Source organism: Halorubrum xinjiangense (genome assembly GCF_049604745.1).
In the GTDB taxonomy this organism is placed as follows: domain Archaea; phylum Halobacteriota; class Halobacteria; order Halobacteriales; family Haloferacaceae; genus Halorubrum; species Halorubrum xinjiangense_A.
Genome location: NZ_CP187140.1, coordinates 2,762,347 through 2,781,869, shown reverse-complemented (window position 1 = coordinate 2,781,869; position 19,523 = coordinate 2,762,347). Strand labels below are relative to the sequence as shown.

Annotated in this window: 20 protein-coding genes; 4 read left to right on the top strand and 16 right to left on the bottom strand. The window is 70.2% G+C overall.

Going from position 1 to position 19,523, the window contains the following annotated elements; translation table 11 throughout:
• Positions 1 to 5: 5 nt before the first annotated feature.
• The 4 genes from ACOZ35_RS15150 to ACOZ35_RS15135 form a co-directional block, all read right to left on the bottom strand.
• A complete protein-coding gene (locus tag ACOZ35_RS15150; protein ID WP_424014339.1) occupies positions 6 to 770 on the bottom strand; it encodes a response regulator in 765 nt (254 codons plus the stop codon).
• A gap of 107 nt (positions 771 to 877) precedes the next feature.
• Positions 878 to 1,828 (bottom strand): alpha/beta fold hydrolase, encoded by a 951-nt coding sequence (locus ACOZ35_RS15145; RefSeq protein WP_424014338.1) that lies wholly within the window; start codon positions 1,826 to 1,828, stop codon positions 878 to 880.
• 84 nt (positions 1,829 to 1,912) lie between these two features.
• A complete protein-coding gene (meaB, locus tag ACOZ35_RS15140) occupies positions 1,913 to 3,178 on the bottom strand; it encodes a methylmalonyl Co-A mutase-associated GTPase MeaB (RefSeq protein WP_424014337.1) in 1,266 nt (421 codons plus the stop codon).
• Positions 3,179 to 3,598: a cobalamin B12-binding domain-containing protein gene (locus tag ACOZ35_RS15135; RefSeq protein ID WP_424014336.1), complete on the bottom strand. Its 420-nt coding sequence runs from the start codon at positions 3,596 to 3,598 to the stop codon at positions 3,179 to 3,181.
• 129 nt (positions 3,599 to 3,727) lie between these two features.
• Between ACOZ35_RS15135 and ACOZ35_RS15130 the strand changes: the two genes are divergently transcribed.
• Entirely contained in the window at positions 3,728 to 4,648 is a 921-nt protein-coding gene (locus ACOZ35_RS15130; RefSeq protein ID WP_424014335.1) for a VOC family protein, read from the top strand.
• A 636-nt stretch (positions 4,649 to 5,284) separates the two neighbouring features.
• Here ACOZ35_RS15130 and ACOZ35_RS15125 read toward each other — a convergent pair.
• The 7 genes from ACOZ35_RS15125 to ACOZ35_RS15095 form a co-directional block, all read right to left on the bottom strand.
• On the bottom strand, positions 5,285 to 6,337 hold the full coding sequence (locus ACOZ35_RS15125) for a sodium:calcium antiporter (RefSeq protein WP_424014334.1): 1,053 nt from the start codon (positions 6,335 to 6,337) through the stop codon (positions 5,285 to 5,287).
• A 49-nt stretch (positions 6,338 to 6,386) separates the two neighbouring features.
• On the bottom strand, positions 6,387 to 6,854 hold the full coding sequence (locus tag ACOZ35_RS15120) for a low molecular weight phosphatase family protein (RefSeq protein WP_424014333.1): 468 nt from the start codon (positions 6,852 to 6,854) through the stop codon (positions 6,387 to 6,389).
• A 129-nt stretch (positions 6,855 to 6,983) separates the two neighbouring features.
• On the bottom strand, positions 6,984 to 7,685 hold the full coding sequence (gene phoU / locus ACOZ35_RS15115; RefSeq protein ID WP_424014332.1) for a phosphate signaling complex protein PhoU: 702 nt from the start codon (positions 7,683 to 7,685) through the stop codon (positions 6,984 to 6,986).
• Positions 7,686 to 8,519 carry a phosphate ABC transporter ATP-binding protein PstB gene (gene pstB, locus ACOZ35_RS15110; protein ID WP_424014331.1) on the bottom strand — a complete coding sequence of 278 codons (834 nt, stop codon included), beginning with the start codon at positions 8,517 to 8,519 and terminating at the stop codon, positions 7,686 to 7,688. It lies immediately after the preceding gene.
• Position 8,520: 1 nt separating this feature from the next.
• Positions 8,521 to 10,287: a phosphate ABC transporter permease PstA gene (gene pstA / locus ACOZ35_RS15105; RefSeq protein ID WP_424014330.1), complete on the bottom strand. Its 1,767-nt coding sequence runs from the start codon at positions 10,285 to 10,287 to the stop codon at positions 8,521 to 8,523.
• Positions 10,287 to 11,261, bottom strand: a complete 975-nt coding sequence (gene pstC / locus ACOZ35_RS15100) for a phosphate ABC transporter permease subunit PstC (RefSeq protein WP_424014329.1) — start codon at positions 11,259 to 11,261, stop codon at positions 10,287 to 10,289. The genes pstA and pstC overlap by 1 nt, the downstream gene beginning before the upstream one ends.
• 56 nt (positions 11,262 to 11,317) lie before the next feature.
• Entirely contained in the window at positions 11,318 to 12,319 is a 1,002-nt protein-coding gene (locus ACOZ35_RS15095; protein WP_424014328.1) for a PstS family phosphate ABC transporter substrate-binding protein, read from the bottom strand.
• 217 nt (positions 12,320 to 12,536) lie between these two features.
• On the opposite strand from ACOZ35_RS15095, the gene ACOZ35_RS15090 reads away from it, so the two are divergent.
• The gene (locus ACOZ35_RS15090) at positions 12,537 to 12,833 is read left to right on the top strand and encodes a hypothetical protein (protein WP_424014327.1); all 297 of its coding nucleotides are present in this window, start codon (positions 12,537 to 12,539) and stop codon (positions 12,831 to 12,833) included.
• 33 nt (positions 12,834 to 12,866) lie between these two features.
• Here ACOZ35_RS15090 and ACOZ35_RS15085 read toward each other — a convergent pair whose 3' ends face one another.
• The 4 genes from ACOZ35_RS15085 to ACOZ35_RS15070 all read right to left on the bottom strand — a co-directional run bounded on the left by ACOZ35_RS15085 (position 12,867) and on the right by ACOZ35_RS15070 (position 17,280).
• Positions 12,867 to 15,050, bottom strand: coding sequence for a (Fe-S)-binding protein (locus ACOZ35_RS15085; protein WP_424014326.1), 2,184 nt, complete (start codon positions 15,048 to 15,050; stop codon positions 12,867 to 12,869).
• A 110-nt stretch (positions 15,051 to 15,160) separates the two neighbouring features.
• Positions 15,161 to 15,874, bottom strand: a complete 714-nt coding sequence (locus ACOZ35_RS15080; RefSeq protein WP_424014325.1) for an energy-coupling factor transporter transmembrane component T family protein — start codon at positions 15,872 to 15,874, stop codon at positions 15,161 to 15,163.
• The gene (locus ACOZ35_RS15075) at positions 15,871 to 16,668 is read right to left on the bottom strand and encodes an energy-coupling factor ABC transporter ATP-binding protein (protein ID WP_424014324.1); all 798 of its coding nucleotides are present in this window, start codon (positions 16,666 to 16,668) and stop codon (positions 15,871 to 15,873) included. Before ACOZ35_RS15075 ends, ACOZ35_RS15080 begins: the two co-directional genes overlap by 4 nt.
• Positions 16,669 to 16,698: 30 nt before the next feature.
• A complete protein-coding gene (locus tag ACOZ35_RS15070; RefSeq protein WP_424014323.1) occupies positions 16,699 to 17,280 on the bottom strand; it encodes a biotin transporter BioY in 582 nt (193 codons plus the stop codon).
• A gap of 158 nt (positions 17,281 to 17,438) precedes the next feature.
• On the opposite strand from ACOZ35_RS15070, the gene ACOZ35_RS15065 reads away from it, so the two are divergent.
• Both ACOZ35_RS15065 and ACOZ35_RS15060 read left to right on the top strand, forming a co-directional pair.
• Positions 17,439 to 17,654 carry a ribbon-helix-helix domain-containing protein gene (locus tag ACOZ35_RS15065; protein ID WP_424014322.1) on the top strand — a complete coding sequence of 72 codons (216 nt, stop codon included), beginning with the start codon at positions 17,439 to 17,441 and terminating at the stop codon, positions 17,652 to 17,654.
• Positions 17,647 to 18,369, top strand: a complete 723-nt coding sequence (locus ACOZ35_RS15060) for a queuosine precursor transporter (protein WP_424014321.1) — start codon at positions 17,647 to 17,649, stop codon at positions 18,367 to 18,369. Before ACOZ35_RS15065 ends, ACOZ35_RS15060 begins: the two co-directional genes overlap by 8 nt.
• A gap of 44 nt (positions 18,370 to 18,413) precedes the next feature.
• On the opposite strand, the gene ACOZ35_RS15055 is transcribed toward ACOZ35_RS15060, so the two are convergent.
• Positions 18,414 to 19,433, bottom strand: a complete 1,020-nt coding sequence (locus ACOZ35_RS15055; RefSeq protein ID WP_424014320.1) for a WD40/YVTN/BNR-like repeat-containing protein — start codon at positions 19,431 to 19,433, stop codon at positions 18,414 to 18,416.
• Between the last annotated feature and the right edge of the window lie 90 nt (positions 19,434 to 19,523).

The following is a 19,523-nucleotide window of genomic DNA, read 5'->3' as shown; positions in this document are numbered from 1 at the left end:
CCCGGTCAGTCGTCGGCGACCTCTCTGACCGCGTCGAGCGGCGACACCGAGATGACCAGCCGGTCGTCCGCCGTCGCGCTCACCATCTTCGACTCGGCGAACCGACTGCCGTCCGCCCGGAGCCCCGTGCTCGTCCCGGTCCACCGCTCGCCGTCGGTCACGACCGGGATGATGTTCGTCTCGATGTGTTCGACCTCGGTCTCGGGGTGGAGCCGCTGCCACGGCTCTCCCTCCAGCTCCTCCGGGTCGTACCCGTACAGCGCGCCGTACTCCTCGCCGACGAACTCGAAGGTCCCGTCGGGCGCCACGGTACAGACCCCGTCGAGCGCTACGTCTGCCTCGGTCAGATCGTCGGCGTCCCGAGCCCCGAAGCGGCCGTTCTCGCCGGCGGCGGTCCGCTTGACGCGCCGCAGCAGCGCCGTGTACCCGTCGGCGCCGCCTCGTTTCGAGACGTAGTCGCTGACGCCCGCGCGGACCATCTCGGCCGCGATGTCCGCGGGGCCGGTCGCGGAAAACAGGAGGAAGGGGAGATCCGGCTCGACCTCGCGGGCGGCCGAGAGCAGTTCCACGCCGGTCAGGCGGGGCATGTCGTAGTCGCTGACGACGCAGTCGAACGACTCGCGCTCGATGCGGCGGAGCGCGTCGTCGGGACGGGTCTCGACCGCAGTCTCGCAGTCGAGGTCGGCGTCGCGTTCGAGGTGGGTCGCGACGAGCCGCGCGAGCCCGGGCTCGTCGTCGACGCACAGCACGCGAAACGTCTCGCTCGTCATACCCGTCTTCGGCGGAGGGCCTACTTATTCGTGTTCGCCCGATGCTCAACGCTGAGAACCGGCGGGGCGGCGGCGACCGGGGTGTGCCGGTCGAGGAGGCAGCCGGGCTACGCCGTCGCGCCCGCGACGAGCGCCTCCTCGACCGTCTCGACGAACCGCTCGGGGTGTTCGACGTGGGGGAGCAGCCGCGCGCGGTCGAAGACGACGAGGCGCGCGTCCGCGGCGTCCGCGAGCTCGCGCCCGTCGGTCAGCGGGCTGACGGTCGCCTCTCGGCCCCAGACGATCGTCGGGGGCACTTCGAGGTCGGCGAGCGCGGCGGCGAGGTCGATCTCGCTGTTGAGCGTCCCCGAGACGAACGAGGCTGGCGCGAACCGCGCGTTCTCGACGTGGGTCGTGCGCCACTCGTAGTCGGTCCACTCCGCGCTCGGGTTCGCGGGGTCGTCGTAGCCGTGGTCGGCGTTGAAGTAGCGGATCGACGGCTTCGCGGTGATGACGTTGAACAGCGCCTGCCCGACGAGCGGCGCGCGGAACAGCTCCCGGAGCCAGTCCTTCGCCGGACTCGGCCCCGCGGTCGCGGTCGGGCAGACGGCGACGAACCCGCTCAGTTCGACGCCGCCCTCACCGGCGCCGTCGGTTGCCGCGGCCGCGTACGCCGCCGACAGCGAGGAGGCGACGACGGCCGGCTCGTCGAACTCGGCGAGGAAGTCGTGGACGAAGTCCTCGTACAGCGCGGCGGAGTACCGGAGCGGCGGCCGGTCGGAGCGGCCGTACCCCGGGAAGTCCGGCGCGACGACGTGGTAGTCGGCCGCGAGGTCGTCGAACACCGCGCGCCACTCGCCGGAGGAGCCGGCGGCGTTGATCCCGTGGAGTAAGACGAGGTCAGGGTCGTCCGGGTCGCCCGCCTCAGTGTACGCCACGTCCATCCCGCGCCAGCGGAAGGTGCGGTCGTCGCCGTCGAGCGGGGACTCCAGTTCGCCCTCGTACCGGAGGCCGGTGTTGATCGCGGCGAGCGCGCCGACGCCGAGGACGGCGCCGCCGAGGAGGTTCCTGAGCTTCATGGAAACCTGTTGGTTCGCTGGCGACTTATACTCGTGGGACGCGGTCGCGGCCGCGGTCCGCCCGACCGGGAAGATCCCCGGTCGTCAGTCGTCGCGGTCGCCGTCCGCAGCCTCGTCGACGCAGTCGGCGATCGGGCCGACGATCGCCTCCGCGACCGCGTACGGATCGGTCTCGCGGTCGCGGACCCGCTCCGCGAGCCGGTCGATCCCGCCGTGTCGCTCGATCTCGGCGGTCGCGAGCGACCCCACGTCCGCCCGCACGAGCGTGCGGATCTCCTCGGCGTACCGCCGGCGTTCGGTCGTCTCGATCTCGCCGGACTCCCGGAGGTACGCCGCGTGGGCGTCGAACGCCTCGATCAGCGCGTCGACCCCCTCGCCGCTGTTCGCGACTGTCTCCAAGACGTCGGGCGTCCACGAGTCGTCGGCGTCCGCGTGTGCGTCGGCGTCCGCGTGCGTGTCAGCGTCCGCGTGTGCGTCGGCGTCCGCGTCGGACTCACCGTGCCCGGAACCGCTCGCGTGATCGCTGTCGTGGTGGCCGTCGCCGTGGTTGCCGCCGTCGTGATGGCCGTCGTCGCCGTGGCCGGCCGCGGAGCCGTCCCCGCCCGCCGAGGCCATCGAGGCCGCGCCGTGGTGGCCGGCGCCGCGGCCGGTCGTCCCGCCCTCGCGGCGGTGGACCATCTCCTCCAGTTCGGCGACTGTCCGCTGTGCGCCGTCCATGTCGGCCTTGTTGACGACGAAGACGTCGCCGATCTCCAAGATGCCGGCCTTCAGCGTCTGCACGTCGTCGCCGGAGCCGGGCTGGACCAGCACCGCGACCGTGTCGGCGGTGCGGACCACGTCGACCTCGTTCTGGCCGGCGCCGACGGTCTCCAAGACCACGACGTCCTTCCCGAAGGCGTCGAGCGCCTTCACGGCGTCCGCGGTCGCGGTCGAGAGGCCGCCGAGCTGGCCGCGCGCGCTCATCGACCGGAAGAACACGTCCATATCGCCGACGTTCGACCCCATCCGGATCCGGTCGCCGAGGACGGCGCCGCCGGTGTACGGCGAGGAGGGGTCGACCGCGATCACGCCGACCGTGTCGCCGCGATCGCGGTAGGCGGCCGCGAGCTTGTCGACGAGCGTCGACTTCCCGGCGCCCGGCGAGCCCGTGATCCCGATCACGTCCGCGCCGCCGGTGTGCTCGTGGAGCGCGGAGACGATCGCGCGGTACCCCGGCGTCCGGTTCTCTATCTTGGTGATGACGCGGGCGAGGGCGCGGTGGCTCCCCGAGAGGAGGTCCTCGACGAGTGCCGCGTCGTCGTCGGAGAGCGTCGGCGCGTCCGCGAACGCGGGTGCGTCCGACCCGGCCATCTACGCGCGCTCCGGGACGTTGTTCCGGATGAACTCGATCGTCTCCTCCATCGGCGTTCCGGGGCCGAACACCTCGGCGACGCCCAGCTCCTTCAGCTCGTCCTCGTCCTCGTCCGGGATGATCCCGCCGACGAGGATCAGGGTGTCGTCGAACGCGTCGTACTCTTTCAGCCCCTCGATCACCTTCGGGACGAGGGTGTTGTGCGCGCCCGAGAGGATCGAGATGCCGAGGACGTCGACGTCCTCTTGCACCGCCGCCTGAACGATGTCCTCCGGCGCTCGGTGGAGCCCGGAGTAGACGACCTCGAAGCCTGCGTCGCGGAACGCCCGCGCGATCACGTGTGCGCCCCGGTCGTGGCCGTCGAGCCCGACCTTCGCGACCAGACACCGGACGGCCCGCTCCTGCTGTTCGGCGCTCATACACCCTTCTGGGTCGCGTGCGGGTTTGATTCTAACGGAAGATTGGGAAGGTTCAGGCGAGCGGGCGGACCCGTACAAACCGGATCCGCGACCGACGCGTTGAACGCGCGGGCAACCGTACTCCGGGTAATGACCGACACCGACGACGATGCCGCGGCCGGCGCCCCGGGAACCCCCGGACGCTCGCTCCCGGACAGGACGCGCATCGGCCGCGCCGCGCTCCGGGTCGCCGACCTCGACGAGACGACCGCGTTCTACCGGGACGTGGTCGGGCTCGCGGTCCTCGACCGGACCGACGGGCGCGCGGCGCTCGGGGTCGACGGGACGCCCCTGCTCGTCCTGGAGCGCGACGCCGACCGCCCCGCCCGGAGCCGGACCGACGCCGGCCTCTTTCACACGGCGTTCCGGGTCCCGTCGCGGGCCGCGCTCGGCGAGGCGCTGGGGCGCGTGCGGGAGCGGTGGCGGCTCGACGGCGCCTCCGACCACCTCGTCAGCGAGGCGCTGTACCTCGACGACCCCGAGGGGAACGGCGTGGAGATATACCGCGACCGCCCCCGAGAGGAGTGGCCGACCGACGACGACGGAACCGTGCGGATGGCGACCGACCCGCTCGACATCGAGGGGGTCGCCGCGGCGGCGAGCGGGTCGAATATTGTCGACCGCGCCCCCGCCGGCACCGACGTGGGCCACATGCACCTCGAAGTCACCTCGCTGTCGGCGTTCGAGGCGGTGTACGTCGACGGCCTCGGCTTCGACGTGGGGATGAGCGGCCCGGACGTGCGGTTCGTCGCGGCCGGCGGCTACCATCACCACCTCGGCGCGAACACGTGGCGAGGGCGGACGACCCCCGCCGCGGGGCGCGGCCTCGCGTGGTTCGAGGTGGTCGTGCCCGACACGGCGGCGCTGGAGGCGACCCGGACGCGACTCGACGCAGTCGCGGCCGACGGCGACGTCGAGTTCGCGGTCGAAGGGCGCGAGGACGGCTTCGCCGTCACCGACACCGACGGGATCGAGGTCCGTGTTCGGGCAGCGGAAACTCAGTCTTTATAAATGAATGTGGTGGCGCGCGCCTGCGAGCGGCCGCCCTCGGCGGCCGCGAGACAGCGCGTGCGAGGGAGTCAGTCGCCGGAGCGAAGCGGAGGCGACTGACGAGGCTGGGGAGGCGTGAGGTGCTGTGCGGAGCGGTGCGGGGTGGGACTCAAAGGGGCAGCCGCGAGGGCGGCGCAGACGACGTAAGCACCGCAGGAACGAGCGCAGCGAGTGACGAGGAGCGCAACGAGTGTGCGCCGCCCTCGCGGCTGGGGCTTTGGCGGTGTTCGCGGTCGATCTGTGGTCTGTTATTTATAAACGAGCGACTGGGGCTTTGGCGGTGTTCGCGGTCGATCTGTGGTCTGTTATTTATAAACGAGCGACTGGGGCTTTGGCGGTGTTCGCGGTCGATCTGTGGTCTGTTATTTATAAACGAGCGACTGGGGCTTTGGCGGTGTTCGCGGTCGATCTGTGGTCTGTTATTTATAAACGAGCGACTGGGGCTTTGGCGGTGTTCGCGGTCGATCTGTGGTCTGTTATTTATAAACGAGCGACTGGGGCTTTGGCGGTGTTCGCCGTCGATCCGCAAGCGCCATTTATAAATGCGTACTCGAGCGCTGTCGGATGTCCCGAACCGATCGATCGCTGTGTTAGTCGTCACCCGACGATCGTCCGGAGCGTCGACTCGGTCAGGAACGTGGTGATTCCGAGCGCCTCGGTCGTCATCCAGCCGAGGAAGGCGATGTACATCGCGAGGAAGACGTACCCCTCCTCGGTGGTGATCTCGAAGTCCGTCGCGGCCATCACCACCACGACGAGGGTGGTGTAAAACAGGAACAGCAGGAGCGGCACGGAGGTGAGGAAGCCGATCGAGACGCCGCCGGCGAGGATGACGCCGATCGGCAGCGCCGCGACGAGGTTGAACGTGTTCGTCCCGAAGACGTTCGCGACCGCCGCCCGCTTGTCGCCGGCCTTGCCCATCTTCACGCCGACGAGCAGGTCGGGGAAGGAGCTCAGCGCCGACAGCACCGTCACGGAGATGAGGAACGGCGGCGCGTCGAGCGCGGCCGAGAGCTGTACCGTCATGGTGACCATCGACTCGACGCCGACGAGCACGACGACCAGCCCGGCCACGAACAGCCCGGCCTGCTTCGGGACGTTCGCCGACTCGGTCCGCTCTAAGTCCGACGCGCCGCTCTTCCCGCCGGCGAGCAGGATGACGTACACGCCGTACAACACCAGCAAGCCGACGCCCATCTGCGGGGTGATCCGCGCGAGCTCCCGCCCGTCGGTCCCGAGGACGCCGAGCGCGATCACGCCGAAGAGGGCGAGGACGGCGACCATGTAGAAGATGGCGTCGCGGTAGACGATCCCCTGCGTCGTCGTCGTGTCGCCGCTCGTGATGGAGACGGCGGCCGGGATGACTAAGATGTTGAACACCGCCGTCCCGATGAGCGCTCCCGCGCCGATGCCGAAGTCGCCGAGGAAGACCACCGAGATGATGATAATCGCGAGCTCGGGGAACGACGTCGCGGCCGCGACGATGAGCCCGCCCTGAACCGCCTGCGAGACGCCGAAGTGGTCGCTGATCTTCGAGGTCGTCGACTCGATGACGTTCGCGCCCTTCCAGGTCAGCAGGAACCCGATCGCGCCCAACACGATCCAGACGGCGAGCGCTTGGTCTCCGATGAGTTCCTGCAGTACGGTCACGTCCGAACGATGGGCCCGGAGTCGATTAGGGCTTCCGGAGGCGAACGCCCTACTCGCCGTCGAACTCGCCGAACCGCTCGTCGAAGACGGCGACCACGCGGCGCTCGATCTCGTCGCGGATCTCGCGAACCGCCTCGATCGGTTGCTCCCCCGGATCGTCGAGGGCCCAGTCGTCAGTGTCGACGCCCGAGAGGTCGAGCGTCGAACAGCCCATCGTCGCGACGAAGTCCGACTCGGCGAGCGACTCGTCGGAGATCTCTCGGGGGGTCCGGCCGTTCACGTCGAGGCCGACCTCCGCGAGCGCCTCGACGACGACGTCGTGAACGCTGTCCGCGGGCGCGGTGCCGCCGGTCCGGATCTCGACGCGGTCGCCGAGGCCGCGTCGGTCGCGCTCGCGCTCGGCGAACGCCGTCGCCATCTGACTGCGCCCGGCGTTTCGCACGCACATGAACGTGAGAACCGTCGTCTCGTCGGTCGCTTCGTCGCCGGCGTCGGTCGCATCGGTGGGTGTCGTCATTGGAACTCGTGGAACCGCGAACCGCCCGCACCGAGCCGAACCGCGAATCGCCCGCAGCGGGCCGAACCTCGAACCGGCCGCAGCGGGCCAAACCTCGAATCGCCCGCAGCGGGCCGAACCGCGCTCCACTCAGTAGATCAGCTCGTCGTCGTTCTCGATCATGTACAGCGTCCGCGCCGCGACGTTGACCGCGTGGTCCGCGACCCGTTCGAGGTCGCGCACCGCGAGCAGCGCCTGCGACACCTCGTCGAGGGAGTCCTCGAGCGCCTCGCCGTCCGTCGGCGCCGGACCGTCGCGCGCCGCGTTCCGGGCGCGGTCGGCCTCCAGCAGCTCGCGGACGACCGCCTCGCTCGCCTCCCGACAGCGCTCGTCGAACGCGTCGTCTCGGGCGGCGATCTCGCGGCAGGCGTCCGGGTCGCGCGCCGCGTAGGCGGCGACCGCGTCCGCGACCATCTCGCGGGCGCCCTCCCCGAGGTCGCGCACGTCGACGGCGTCGTGGACGCCGCCCTCGGGACCGCCGTACGCCGCGACGTTCGTCGCGAGGTCGGCGACGCGTTCGAGGTCGGTGATGATCTTGAATGAGGCGGTGACGAGCCGGAGGTCCCCGGCCACCGGCTGCTGGAGCGCCAACAGCTCCGTACACTCGTCTTCCAGCGCGAGGTACGTCTCGTTGACCTCGTGGTCGCTCTCGATCACCGAGCGGGCGAGCTCCTCGTCGCCGGTGACCGCTGCCTCGATCGCGTCGTCGAGCCGGTCGCAGACGGTCTCGCCCATCGCGACCACGCCGTCTCTGAGCTCGTCGAGCTTCTCCTGGTAGTTCTCGCGGGGCATCTATCCGAACTTCCCCGTGATGTAGTCCTCGACGCGCTGTTCTTCGGGGTCCTCGAAGATCTTCGCGGTGTCGTCGTACTCAACCAGCTCGCCGCCGGTGAGGAACACCGCGGTCCGGTCTGAGATCCGGGCCGCCTGCTGCATGTTGTGCGTAACGATGATGACGGTGTACTCCTCTGCGAGGTCGTCGATGAGGTCCTCGATCTTCGAGGCCGCGACGGGGTCGAGCGCCGAGGTCGGCTCGTCCATCAGGATGACCTCCGGGTCCGGCGCGATGGCGCGAGCGATACAGAGCCGCTGTTGCTGGCCGCCGGAGAGTTCGAGCCCCGAGGAGTCGAGTTGGTCTTTCACCTCGTCCCACAGCGCCGCCCCCTTCAGCGACTCCTCGACGCGCGCGTCGACGTCGCCGTCGAAATCCTGAATCTTCAGGCCGTACGCGACGTTGTCGCGGATCGACTTCGGGAAGGGGTTCGGCTTCTGGAACACCATCCCGATCTTCCGGCGCAAGGCGACGGGGTCGACGTCGCTGTCGTACACGTTCTTGCCGCCGAACTCCACGTGGCCCTCGACGCGGCAGATCTCGATCATGTCGTTCATCCGGTTGATACACCGGAGGAACGTCGACTTCCCGCAGCCCGAGGGGCCGATGAGCGCGGTCACGCGCTTCTCGGGAATCTCCATGGTCACGTCGTCGATCGCCTGTTCGTCGCCGTAGAAGACGTCGAGGTCGCGAGCCGCCACCGCGGTCCCGGCCGCGGGCGCCGCGCGGTCGTCGTTCGAGTCCGCCTGTACCTCCGTCGTGATGAGCGAATCGTCTGTTGTGCTGTTACTCATGTTAGCTCCCCCGTTCCGCGCGGTTCCGCAGCAGAATGGCCGTGCCGTTCATGCCGACGAGAATGATAAGCAGCGTGATAACGCCTGCGGCGACGACGCCGTACCGGAAGTCGGCCTGCGGGAAGCCGGCCCACGTGTAGATCTGCATCGGCATGGCGCTGAACCGGCTGAACAGGCTGTCCGGCGCCCTGAACACGGTCGTCGCCGCGCCGATCATGATCAGCGGCGCGGTCTCGCCGATCGCCCGCCCGAGCGCGAGGATGGTCCCGGTGAGGATCCCCGGCATCGCCTCGGGGAGCACGACGTTCTTCGTCGTCTGCCAGCGCGTCGCGCCCATGGCGTCGGAGCCGCGCCGGAGGTCGTCCGGCACCGACCGGATCGCCTCCTGGGCGGAGATGATCGTGATCGGTAAGATTAGCAGCGACAGCGTCAGCGCCGCGGTCACCGCCGTCCCGATCCCGAGCCCGAGGAGGTTCGCAAACAGCCCCAAGCCGAGGAGACCGTAGACGACCGACGGGACGGCCGCGAGGTTCGCGATGTTGACCTGGAGGATCCGCGTCAGCGTCCCGAGCGGACCGCTCCCCGGCGTGTACTCCTCTAAGAAGACGGAGGTGCCGACGCCGAGCGCGAACGATAACACGGCGACCATCGCGATGATGATGACGGACCCGACGATCGCCGGGTAGAGCCCCGCATTCTCCGGCGTTCGGGAGGGCGCCTGCGTGAGGAACGACGCATCGAGCCACGGGTCGGGCGCCGGGACCCCCCACGCCTCGACGACCAGCGCTCCGGCGATCGCGCCGGCAGCGAGGAGCAGCGGGAGCCCGAGCCCGGCGAGCCCCTCGCCGGCGTCGACCACGCGGGAAACGTACACCGCGGTCGGCACGCCGGTCAGGACGATAACGAGGAGGACTGTCGGGGCCGGAAGCCCGGCGCCCGCGGCGAGGAATCCCCCGGCGGTCGCCGCGGCGAGCGGGACGCCGCCGACGACGGCCGCGGCGGTGCGACCCCTCCGGTCGGCGACGAGGAACGCCCCGGCGGCCGCGACCGGAACCGCGACCGTCCAGAAGTAGATGATGAGGTCCGACGGGTACGTCCCGACCACGCCGCGGAGGAACACCGCGGCGATCAGTCCGACGAGGCCGGCCGGCGCCGCCGCGGTCCGCGCCCGCGGCGACGAGCGGGCCCGGCCGAGCGCGTACAGCCCGACGGCCGGGAGGACGCCGAGCGTGTACGCGAGGAACCACAGCAGCGGGTCGAACACTAAGAACAGCGTGCCGACCGCGAGGCCGATCGCCGCCCCGCCGACGAGCCGCCCGAGGAGTCCGAAGCCGACCGCGCCGACGCGGCCGCGGTTCCCGACGTACGCGAGGTACGCCGCAACGGGGGCGGCGACGACGAAGAGGTACGCGAGCTGCCAGTTGAGCCGCGGGATCGGCGCGACGAGGGTTTCGATCGCGGTGAACAACACGGCCACGCCGACGAGCCCGCCGCCGAGCGCGCCGAGCGCGCGCCGTGTCACGCCGGGGTCGCTCGCGCTGTACAGACAGAAGCCGAGGAACGGCACGACGAGGGTGAGGAAGTACGTCAGCAGCCACTCGGGGCTGGCGTTCGCCAAGTCGAAGGCGTCGACCGCGACGTACACGAGCAGCACGCCGAGGGCGACGAGGCCGAACACGCTCGCGCCGAACGAGAGGTACTCGAAGACGATCCCCCGGACGCGGCTGACCTCGCCGAAGCCGTCCGCGTTCGGATTGTCGGTCGCCATCAGTACTCCTCCCGGTAGCGTTGCGCGATGATGTCGCTTATCACGTTCATAACGAGGGTTACCACGAACAGCGCGAGGCCGAGCGCGAACATCGAGTTATACGGGAGCGTGCCGCCGGTGAGGTCGCCGCCGGTGATTTGGACCATCGCGACGGTGATCGTCATCCCCGACTGGAGGAGGACGTCGGCAGGGTTGACGAACGGGATCCCGAAGACCGCCTGCTGGATCTCGGGCATCCGCGCCTGCGCGCCCATCGCGACGACGACGATCATCGTCTCGCCGACCGCGCGCGAGACGGCGAGGATGTACGAGGAGGCGATCCCGGAGATCGAGGCGGGAACGACGATCCCCGTCGACACCTCGAACTTCGTCGCGCCGAGCCCGTAGCCGGCCTGGCGGAGCTCGTCGGGCACCGCGCTCATCGCGTCCTCGGAGATCGACGACACCATCGGGATCGTCATGATCCCGACCATGATCGACGCCGCGAGCGCGTTGAACGTGCTCATCTCCGGGAACAGCGTCGCCTTCAGCGCCGGCGTGATGTACACCAGCGCGAAGTACCCGTACACAACGGTCGGAATTCCCGCGAGGATCTCCAGCAGCGGTTTCAGGATCGACCGGGCGTTCGGAGTCGCGTACTCGCTGAGGTAGATGGCGGTGAGCGTCCCGATCGGGATCGAGATGAACGCCGCCGTGATCGTCACCGTGAGGGTGCCGATCAACAGCGGGATGATGCCGAACGCTTGCCCGCCGCCGGCCGGATTTGGGCTCCAGTTGGTGCCGGTGAGGAACTCGACTATCGATATCGACCGGAAAAACACCACCGCGTCCGACAGGAGCGTGACGAAGATCGCGGCCGTCGTGAGCAGGGTGATCGCCGCACACGCCGCGAAAAGCCCGCCGTAGGTGCCCTCCTTCAGTCGTGTGAGCCCGCCCCGCCGGGACAGGTCGGGACTCTCTGTGCTGTCAGTCACGAACGGTGGGGTATCAAACGCAGTCGTAAATCAATACACCGGTTCATCCCCGGGTGTTACCCCTGGGCTCGCTCGATCGCGTCTTCGAGCTTCTGCATCTGCTCCTCCTGCGTCTCCTCGGTGGCGGGGACGTAGCCGACGTCGCCGGCGACGAGATCCTCGTTGGTCGTCTGCTCGACGAAGTAGCGGGCGAACTCCGCGATGTGTTCCTCGCCCAGCGACTCGATCGAGGGGTACGTGAACAGCGGCCGGGAGAGGGGGGTGTACTCGCCCGAAGAGGCCGTTTCGAGGCTCGGCTCGACCGGCCCGTCGCCGTCGTCGATGCCGAGCGCCTTCAGCTGGTCGGGGTTCTGGAAGTAGTACGCGAAGCCGAAGTAGCCGATCGCGTACTCGTCGCCGGCGACGCCCTGCGCGATGGTGTTGTCCTGCTCGGTCGCCTGGTAGTCGCCGGTGTGACCCTCCTCGCCGAGGATCGCCTCGATGAAGTAGTCGTACGTGCCGGAGGTGTCGGCGGCGCCGAAGCGGTTTATTTCCTCGTTCGGGAACTCGTCGCGGACCTCGTCCCACGTCTGGGCGGGGTCCGACTTCCAGATCTGCGCGAGTTCGTCGGTCGTGAGTGAGTCGACGAAGTCGGCGTCGGGGTTGACGACGACGGTGAGCGCGTCGGTGGCCGCGATCAGTTCGATGTACTCGACGCCGTTGTCGGCGCACAGCTCCTCTTCCTCGGGCTGGATCGGGCGGCTGGCGTTGTTGAAGTCGGTGTCGCCCGTACAGAAGAAGTTCGAGAAGCCGCCACCGGAGCCCGTCGAACTGATGTCAGGATCGACGCCGGGGTGCTCCGCGGCGAAGTCCTCCATGACCGCGCTCATCAGCGGGAACACCGTACTCGATCCCGCGATGTTGATCGGACCGGAGAGCTCGTTTCCTCCGCCTGAGCCGTCCCCGCCGTTTGAGCTCTGCGTACAGCCCGCGAGGCCGAGCGCCCCCGCGCCGGCGATTGCCGCGAGCGATTTCCGCCGCGTGATTCCCGCTGTGTCCGCGTCGTGGCTGGAAGCCATCACCTGTTGGTGGGCGAGTTCCGGTTAAGTAGTATGCTATGAGGAGTACGGGGGGGGCGCGTACGGCCCCGTACGACTATGTTCGACTATATACTCTATATAGCAGCACGCGTGCGTTCGGACCGCCGCCGTCGGGTCGAGCGCGGGGTCTCCGGGCCGTCCGCGGTCCCGAACCGAGACGTGGTTTTAAGTCCCCGTACCGGGAGAACCCGGACGAATGACCCCTCCCACCACTGACGGGCCGCCGGCGCCGACCACCTCCCGGGAGGAGGCGTGGGTGGCTCACGCCGCGCTGCTCGACGCCGCGGAGCGCGCGACCGACGAGGACGTCGCGTACCGCCGTCCGATCGAGTCGATAGAGCGAGGCGCCGCGCTCGACGACGAGGACATCGCGCTGCTCCGGGACGCGCTCGTCGACTACCTCGGCGACGCGCCGGTCCGCGATCGCGCCCCCGGCCGCGCGCTGTTGCGCCGCACCGACGACGCGACGGACGCGCTCTCAGGGCGCGCGTAAGGTCGACACCGCGGAAAACCGAACCTCCGACCGCTACGAGCCCGCCTCCACCGCCTCGATCAAAAGCTCCGCGACGTCGACGATCTCGACGTCGTCCTCGAAGTTCCCCGTCTTCCGCCCGTCCTCGAACATCGTCGTACACATCGGGCAGGCGACGACGAACTTCTCGACCGCGGCGCCCGCGTCGGTGTCCTCGACCGCCTCGCGGAGGCGCTCCTCGCTCGGCTTCACCTCCTCCTCGTGCTCGGTCCAGAGGCCGCCGCCGCCCCCGCCACAGCAGAAGGAGTCGTCGCGCGAGCGGGGCATCTCGTGGAGGTCGGCGCCGGTCGCGCGGATCAGTTCGCGGGGCGCCTCGTACTCGTCGTTGTACCGGCCGAGGTGGCAGGGGTCGTGGTAGGTGACGGTGTAGTCCAACTCGTCGCCGGCGAGGCCGAGCCGGCCCGCCTCGACCAGCTCCTCGACCACCTGCGTCCAGTGGAACACGTCGACCTCCCCGTCCGGGTTCCACGGCTCCTCGCGATCGAACGGCATCATCGGGTCGTCCGCGAACTCCGCGAAGTCGACCTCGGGGTACTCGTTTTTGATGGTGTTATAGGAGTGCGGGTCGGTACAGACGATGTTCTCGAACTCGCAGTCCGCGAACGTCTCGACGTGGTGGCCGGCGAGTTCGAGGTAGAGGAACTCCTCGCCGATCCGGCGGATGTCGTTGCCGTCGGTCTTCTCGTCGTCGAAGAGAACCCCGAACGACACGTCGGCCTCGTCGAAGAGGCGGGCGAGCGCGCGGGCGACCTTCTTGTTCCGGTCGTCGAAGCTCGGGTAGTCGCCGACGTACCAGAGGTACTCGACCTCCGTCTCGCGGGCGTCCGGGACTTCGACCTCCTCGTCGAGATCGTCCGCCCAGTCGCCGCGCGCCGACTGCGACTCGCCGAAGGTGTTCCCCTTCTGCATCACGTCTTGGAACACGTCCTGGAGGTTCGAGTCGACCGCCCCCTCGTCGACGAGCTGGCGGTTCATCTTCGTGAAGGAGGTGAGGTGCTCGATGTCGACGGGGCAGGCGTCCATACACGCCATACAGGACATGCACGACTCCATCGACTCGGCGTCGATGACGCCGCCCTCGTCGGCGACGATGGGGACGGTTCCGCCATCGGAGGCGGCCACGCCGCCGTCGGTCGCGATCGACTCCCCGCCGCCCGACCCGGCGACCGGGTCGTCGCTCACGGACTCGCGGTACGCCTTCAGGTCGAGGATGACGTTCCGCGGGTCGAGGTTGCGACCGACCGTGTCGGCGGGGCAGGCGTCGGTACACCGCCCGCACTTCGTACAGGCGTCGCCGTCCAGCAGCTCCTTCCACGTGAAGTCGTCGAGCGATTCCGCGTTGGTGTGATCGAGGTCCGCGGGGACGTTCGGAAGCCGGGCGCCGGCCTTCTCGTCGCGGGCGACGACGTTGGCGAACGAGGAGATCATGTGGAACGGCTTCGCGTACGGGATCCACGCGACGAACGCGAACGCCAGCAGCGAGTGGCTCCACCAGAGGACGCCGTAGGCCGCCTCTGCGCCGGCAGCCGTGAGCCCGGCCGTCTCCAGCCCCGTCGCGAGCGCCATCCCGACGAAGCTCACCGTCTCGGTCGCGCGTTGCGGCTGGCCGACCATGCTCACGCCCTCGACGAGGAAGCCGCCGACCCCGAGTAAAAAGAGGGTCCAGACGAACGCGTCGTCCTCCAGCGAGGTGTGTTTGCCCCACAGCCGCCCCTCGCGCTTCCGGTAGCGGCGGAACCCGGCCATGCCGACGCCGACGACGAACAGCAGGCCGAACGCGTCGACGGCGAACTGGTAGGCGAGGTAGAAGTCGCCGACCCAGAACGACTCGCCCGTGAGCGGGCGGTAGAGGTCGATGTCGATCCCGAGGATGGTCGTCGCGACGAGGAGGACGAGGAACCCCCACAGCACGAACGTGTGCATCACGCCGGTGTAGAGGTCCCCGTCGAACTGGTTCTCGTTCGCGAGGACGGTCTTCGTCGCGGCGACGACCCGACCGGGGAGGTTCGACAGTCGATCCCGCGGGTCCGCGCTCCCGCGCGCGTACGCCGCGAACCGGGCGTAGACGCCGTAGAGGAAGACGAGGATCGCGACGGCCGCGAGCCAGTAGAACGCAGCCTTCCCCACCGGACCGATCGTCCAGAAGGTCTCTCGGGTGGCCGCCTGCAGAGGAGTCATGATCGATCACCCGGATACGGTCCGGTTAAAACTTGCCACAACGCGGAGTTCGTCGCTCGGCGTTCACGCGGTTCGGGGGTCGGGCCACGCTCCGCCGTCACGCAGCCGCCTCACGCGACCCGGAGGACCGCGGCCGTGAACATGACCGCCGCGAGCGCCAGCGCCGGGGCGTCGACGCGGCGGAACGCCAGCCGCGGGAGTGTCGGGTTCCACGCGAAACACCGAGCGACGAGCGCCGTCCCGAGCCGGTCCGCCCGGGAGAACGCCCGCGAGAGGCCGCCGACCGCGACCAGCCGCATCCGCTCGCGGCGGGAGCGTTCGGCACCGAGCCGGGCCCGGACCGCCTCGCGCGTCGCGAGGAGATCCCGCTTCAGCAGGGGGAGGAACCGGAAGACGAGCGCGACGCCGACGCCGAGGAAGACGCCGGGCCGCCCGGGAATCGTCCGCTGGAGCGCCGCGCGCGACTCGCGGACCGGCGTCGAGCGCACGTACGCGGCCGCGACGACGAGCAGCAGGAGGACGCGGTAGCTCGCGAGCCCCGTCGCGGCCGCGCGCTCGACCCGAAACCACGGCGCGCCGAGCGTCGCGCCCGCGACGAGGGGCGCGAAAAGGAGGACCGGGAACGCGACGCGGTAGCTCCACAGGTCTCGGGCGCCTCCGTCGGCGGCGAGCAGGCAGCCGACGGCGACGAGCGTGAGCAGGGCGAGCCCCCGCGGGGTGGTGTACGCGTACGCGACGGCCGCGAACGCGACCTGAACGAGCAGCTTCGACCGCGGGTCGAGCCGGTGGGCGAGCGAGTCGCCGGGGACGAAGGAGAGCGTCATCCGGTCGGATTTCGGAACTCGCCGCTCTCCGGCACCCGCACGTCCAGCCCGGGCAGCGCCGAGATCGCCTCCTCGGGCGTCGCGTCGACCGCGACTCGCCCGTCCGCCAGCCCGACGATCCGGTCGGCGAGCGCGGCGACGTCGCGGAGGTCGTGCGTGACGACGACGACGCTCGTCCCCTCGGCGTGAAGCGCCCGGAGGCGCTCCACGACCGACCGCCTCGCGGGCTCGTCAAGGCCGGTGAACGGCTCGTCGAGGACGAGGTGGTCAGGTCTCATCGCGAGCGCGCCCGCGATCGCGACGCGCTCGCGCTCGCCCCCGGAGAGGGAGTCGACGCGCTCGCGCTCCCGGCCCGCCATGTTCACGGCCGCGAGCGCCTCGTCGACGCGCCGATCGATCTCGTCGTGAGAGAGCCCGAGGTTCTCCGGCCCGAACGCGACGTCCGCGCCGACGGTCGCGGCGACCAGCTGGTCGCGGGGGTCCTGGAACACCATCCCGACCGCCGAGCGCGCGGCGACGAGGTCCTCGTCGACCGGGGTTCCGTTCACCGCCACCGTCCCGGCGTCCGGCTCGACGAGCCCGTTGAACGTCCGCACGAGCGTCGTCTTCCCCGAGCCGTTCGCGCCCGCGACGACGAGGAACTCGCCGTCGGGGACCGAGAGCGAGACGTCGTCGACGGCGACGGTGGCGACGGTATCGTCAGCGTCGTCGGCGTCGCCGTCGCCGTTGTCGTCGTCGCCACCCTCACTACCGCCCCGACCGTACCGACACGTGACGCCGTCGAGTTCGATCACGATCTCACCGTATGAGCGCTCGCGATCGCCTCACGCCGCGGCGATCGCGTCGGACCTGACGACGCCGACGGCGGCGGCGATCTTCAGCGCCTCCGCCGGGAGGAACGCGACGGCGCCGACGGTAATGGCCTCGATCGGCCCGAGCGAGAGGACGAGCGCGAGGCCGGCCACGCCGAACCCGTAGATGACGACGGTTCCGAGGACCATCGCGCCCACGAGCGACGGGAGGCCGACGGAACCGAGGTCGCGGAGCGTCGCGCCGCGGTGGACGACCGCGCCGACGACCGCCGCGGCGACCGGGTACGACCAGAGGTAGCCGGCCGACTGGCCGACGAGCGCGCCGACGCCGGCCGACCCGCCCTCGAAGACGGGCGCGCCGAGCGCCCCGGCCGCGAGGTAGAGGACGAGTGACGCGCCGCCCCACACCGGGCCGAGGAATATCCCCGCAAGGAAGACGCCGAGCACCTGGAGGGTCACGTCCACGGGCGAGACCGGGTTCGGGAACGTGACGTATGCGAACGCCCCGACGAGCGCCGCGAACAGCGCGGCGCGCGCGAGGTTTGTCGCCGCCTCGTCGCCGACGAGGTCGACGGACTCCGTGTTCGTTGCCATGTCCCGACGGACCTCGTAAACTCACTTCAAGATAGCGGTTTACGAGTTCGGGAGACGCGAACCGCTGGCGGTTCAGGGAGAGATAAGACTCCCGAGAGTGCCCCTCGATAATCCTCAGATAATAACATTCATGCCCGCCCGACGTCCACGACGCGAGTATGCCCAAGATAAGCGTCGAGATCCCGGCGGAGCTGCTCGCCGACCTCGACGAGCACGTCGGCGACGACGGGAAGTTCGTGAACCGCAGTGATGCGGTGCGCGCGTCGATCCGGAAGAACCTCGACCTGCTCGACGAGATCGACGCCCGACACGACCGCCTCGACGGCGATTCCGCGTCGACCGCGGCTGGCTCGGCGGAGGAGACCGATGAGTAGCCGGACGGCAGCCGGCGGCCAGGACGGCCCCTTCCGGACCGACCCGCTGGACCGGTCGGCGGTCGCGGCGGTGGCGCTTATCACGCTGTTCACGGTCGCGCTCGCGACCGCGCAGCTCACCGCCGTGAAGGTGCTCGCGCTCCCGCTCCCGTTCGCGTTGCCGGTCGTCGGGGCGGAGATCCTGCTGCCGGGCGCCGCGCTCGCGTACGCGCTCACGTTCCTCGCGTCGGACTGCTACGCGGAGCTGTACGGCCGGCGCGCCACGCAGGTCGTCGTCAACGTCGCGTTCCTCGCGAACTTCCTCGTGCTGGCGCTCGTGTGGTCGACGCTGGCGGCGCCCGGGGTCGACCCCGAGGTGTCGGCCGCCTTCCAGACCGCGCTCGGGCCGACGGGGAACATCGTCGCCGGCAGCCTGCTGGCGTACGTCGTCAGCCAGAACTGGGACGTGTTCGTCTTCCACGCGATCCGCGACCGGACCGGGGAGCGCATGCTGTGGCTCCGCAACATCGGCTCGACCGCCACGAGCCAAGCGCTCGACACCATCATCTTCGTCGGCGTCGCCTTCTACGCCGCGCCGACCCTGTTCGGCGTCGGGATGGCGTTCGACCCGCCGGCGCTGCTCGCCCTCGGACTGGGCCAGTACCTGCTGAAGCTCGCGATCGCCCTCCTCGACACGCCGGTCGTCTACCTGATCGTCGGCGCCGTCCGGAACTGACCGGACCGGGCGCGCTCGGGTCTCGTTCCGCTGTTTCTCTTCGCTCAGGCGACGGCCAGCGCCCGCGCCGCCCGGTCGGGGAGATCGACCGGAACCTGCTCGAAGGAGTCGCCCGCGTCGCGGGTGACGAAGAGCCCGCGGTTCGAGAGCGCCCATATCTCCCCGGCGGCGCGGCCGGACGCCAACACGGCCCGATAGGTGCCCTCCCCAGTCGGGAATCCGCGGTCGTCGAGGCGTTCGAACCCCTCGTCGCGCCGGTAGCGGTACAGGTGTGCCTCGCCACGGCGGTGGGCGGCCGTCGCGCTCTCGGCCGCGCTGACCAGGGCGGTGTCGGGGTCGCCGGGGTCGACCGCGAGCCCCCAGACGTAGCCGTGGTCGAGCCCACCCTGGCGGACGCGCCACGAGTCGCCGCGGTCGTCGCTCTCGGCGAAGCCGTCGCCGGCGGCGGCGTAGACGCGGTCGGGCGCGTCGGAGTGGGTCGCCATCGCGTGGGTGTCGCGGCGCGACCCCGGCGGGCGGTCGGTCCACGTCTCGCCGCCGTCGGCGGTCACGGCGAGCGCGCCCGCCTCGATGCCGAAGAGCCACCGCTCCGGGTCGGCGGGGCAGGGTTCGATCCACCGGACGTGGTGGGTGTCGGGCCGCGGCGGGAACGACCACTCGTCGGCGGACGGGAGGTCGGTCAGCCCGCCGACGCGCTCGGCCGTCTCGCCGCCGTCGACGGAGCGGTACGCCCGCGAGGGCTCCGTGCCGATCCAGACGACGTCGGAGTCGTGCGGGCTCGTCGCGACCGCGGTCACCGCGTCCGGGCCGGCCCCCTCGGGGCCGAGCGTCGAGGCCGCAACGCACGCGAAGCGGTTCCCGCCGTCGACGGAGCGGAAGAGCCCCGCGTCGAACGTCCCCGCGAGGACGCGCGGCATCTCGGTCGCGTCACCCCCGTCTGCGCGGGCTTCGCCGTACGCGACGGAGAGACACTCGACGCGCTGGCCGGAGAGGCGCGTCTCGACCGCGCCGGTCGCGGGGTCGACGACCCGGAGCCCGTCGTCGTAGGCCGCGTAGATGCGCATAGCTCGGCGTTCGGCGGGAAGGCCCAAAAGCGTACGCCGAGTGGCCGGAGCGCCGGGGCGCCGAGGCGTCGGCACGCTGAACTTAGCGCC

What these genes read in the sequence shown, in the direction of transcription:
- ACOZ35_RS15150 (WP_424014339.1), bottom strand. Translation starts at nt 770, where the DNA reads ATGACGAGCGAGACGTTTCGCGTGCTGTGCGTCGACGACGAGCCCGGG.
- ACOZ35_RS15145 (WP_424014338.1), bottom strand. Translation starts at nt 1,828, where the DNA reads ATGAAGCTCAGGAACCTCCTCGGCGGCGCCGTCCTCGGCGTCGGCGCG.
- meaB (WP_424014337.1), bottom strand. Translation starts at nt 3,178, where the DNA reads ATGGCCGGGTCGGACGCACCCGCGTTCGCGGACGCGCCGACGCTCTCC.
- ACOZ35_RS15135 (WP_424014336.1), bottom strand. Translation starts at nt 3,598, where the DNA reads ATGAGCGCCGAACAGCAGGAGCGGGCCGTCCGGTGTCTGGTCGCGAAG.
- ACOZ35_RS15130 (WP_424014335.1), top strand. Translation starts at nt 3,728, where the DNA reads ATGACCGACACCGACGACGATGCCGCGGCCGGCGCCCCGGGAACCCCC.
- ACOZ35_RS15120 (WP_424014333.1), bottom strand. Translation starts at nt 6,854, where the DNA reads ATGACGACACCCACCGATGCGACCGACGCCGGCGACGAAGCGACCGAC.
- phoU (WP_424014332.1), bottom strand. Translation starts at nt 7,685, where the DNA reads ATGCCCCGCGAGAACTACCAGGAGAAGCTCGACGAGCTCAGAGACGGC.
- pstB (WP_424014331.1), bottom strand. Translation starts at nt 8,519, where the DNA reads ATGAGTAACAGCACAACAGACGATTCGCTCATCACGACGGAGGTACAG.
- pstA (WP_424014330.1), bottom strand. Translation starts at nt 10,287, where the DNA reads ATGGCGACCGACAATCCGAACGCGGACGGCTTCGGCGAGGTCAGCCGC.
- ACOZ35_RS15095 (WP_424014328.1), bottom strand. Translation starts at nt 12,319, where the DNA reads ATGGCTTCCAGCCACGACGCGGACACAGCGGGAATCACGCGGCGGAAA.
- ACOZ35_RS15090 (WP_424014327.1), top strand. Translation starts at nt 12,537, where the DNA reads ATGACCCCTCCCACCACTGACGGGCCGCCGGCGCCGACCACCTCCCGG.
- ACOZ35_RS15085 (WP_424014326.1), bottom strand. Translation starts at nt 15,050, where the DNA reads ATGACTCCTCTGCAGGCGGCCACCCGAGAGACCTTCTGGACGATCGGT.
- ACOZ35_RS15080 (WP_424014325.1), bottom strand. Translation starts at nt 15,874, where the DNA reads ATGACGCTCTCCTTCGTCCCCGGCGACTCGCTCGCCCACCGGCTCGAC.
- ACOZ35_RS15070 (WP_424014323.1), bottom strand. Translation starts at nt 17,280, where the DNA reads ATGGCAACGAACACGGAGTCCGTCGACCTCGTCGGCGACGAGGCGGCG.
- ACOZ35_RS15065 (WP_424014322.1), top strand. Translation starts at nt 17,439, where the DNA reads ATGCCCAAGATAAGCGTCGAGATCCCGGCGGAGCTGCTCGCCGACCTC.
- ACOZ35_RS15060 (WP_424014321.1), top strand. Translation starts at nt 17,647, where the DNA reads ATGAGTAGCCGGACGGCAGCCGGCGGCCAGGACGGCCCCTTCCGGACC.
- ACOZ35_RS15055 (WP_424014320.1), bottom strand. Translation starts at nt 19,433, where the DNA reads ATGCGCATCTACGCGGCCTACGACGACGGGCTCCGGGTCGTCGACCCC.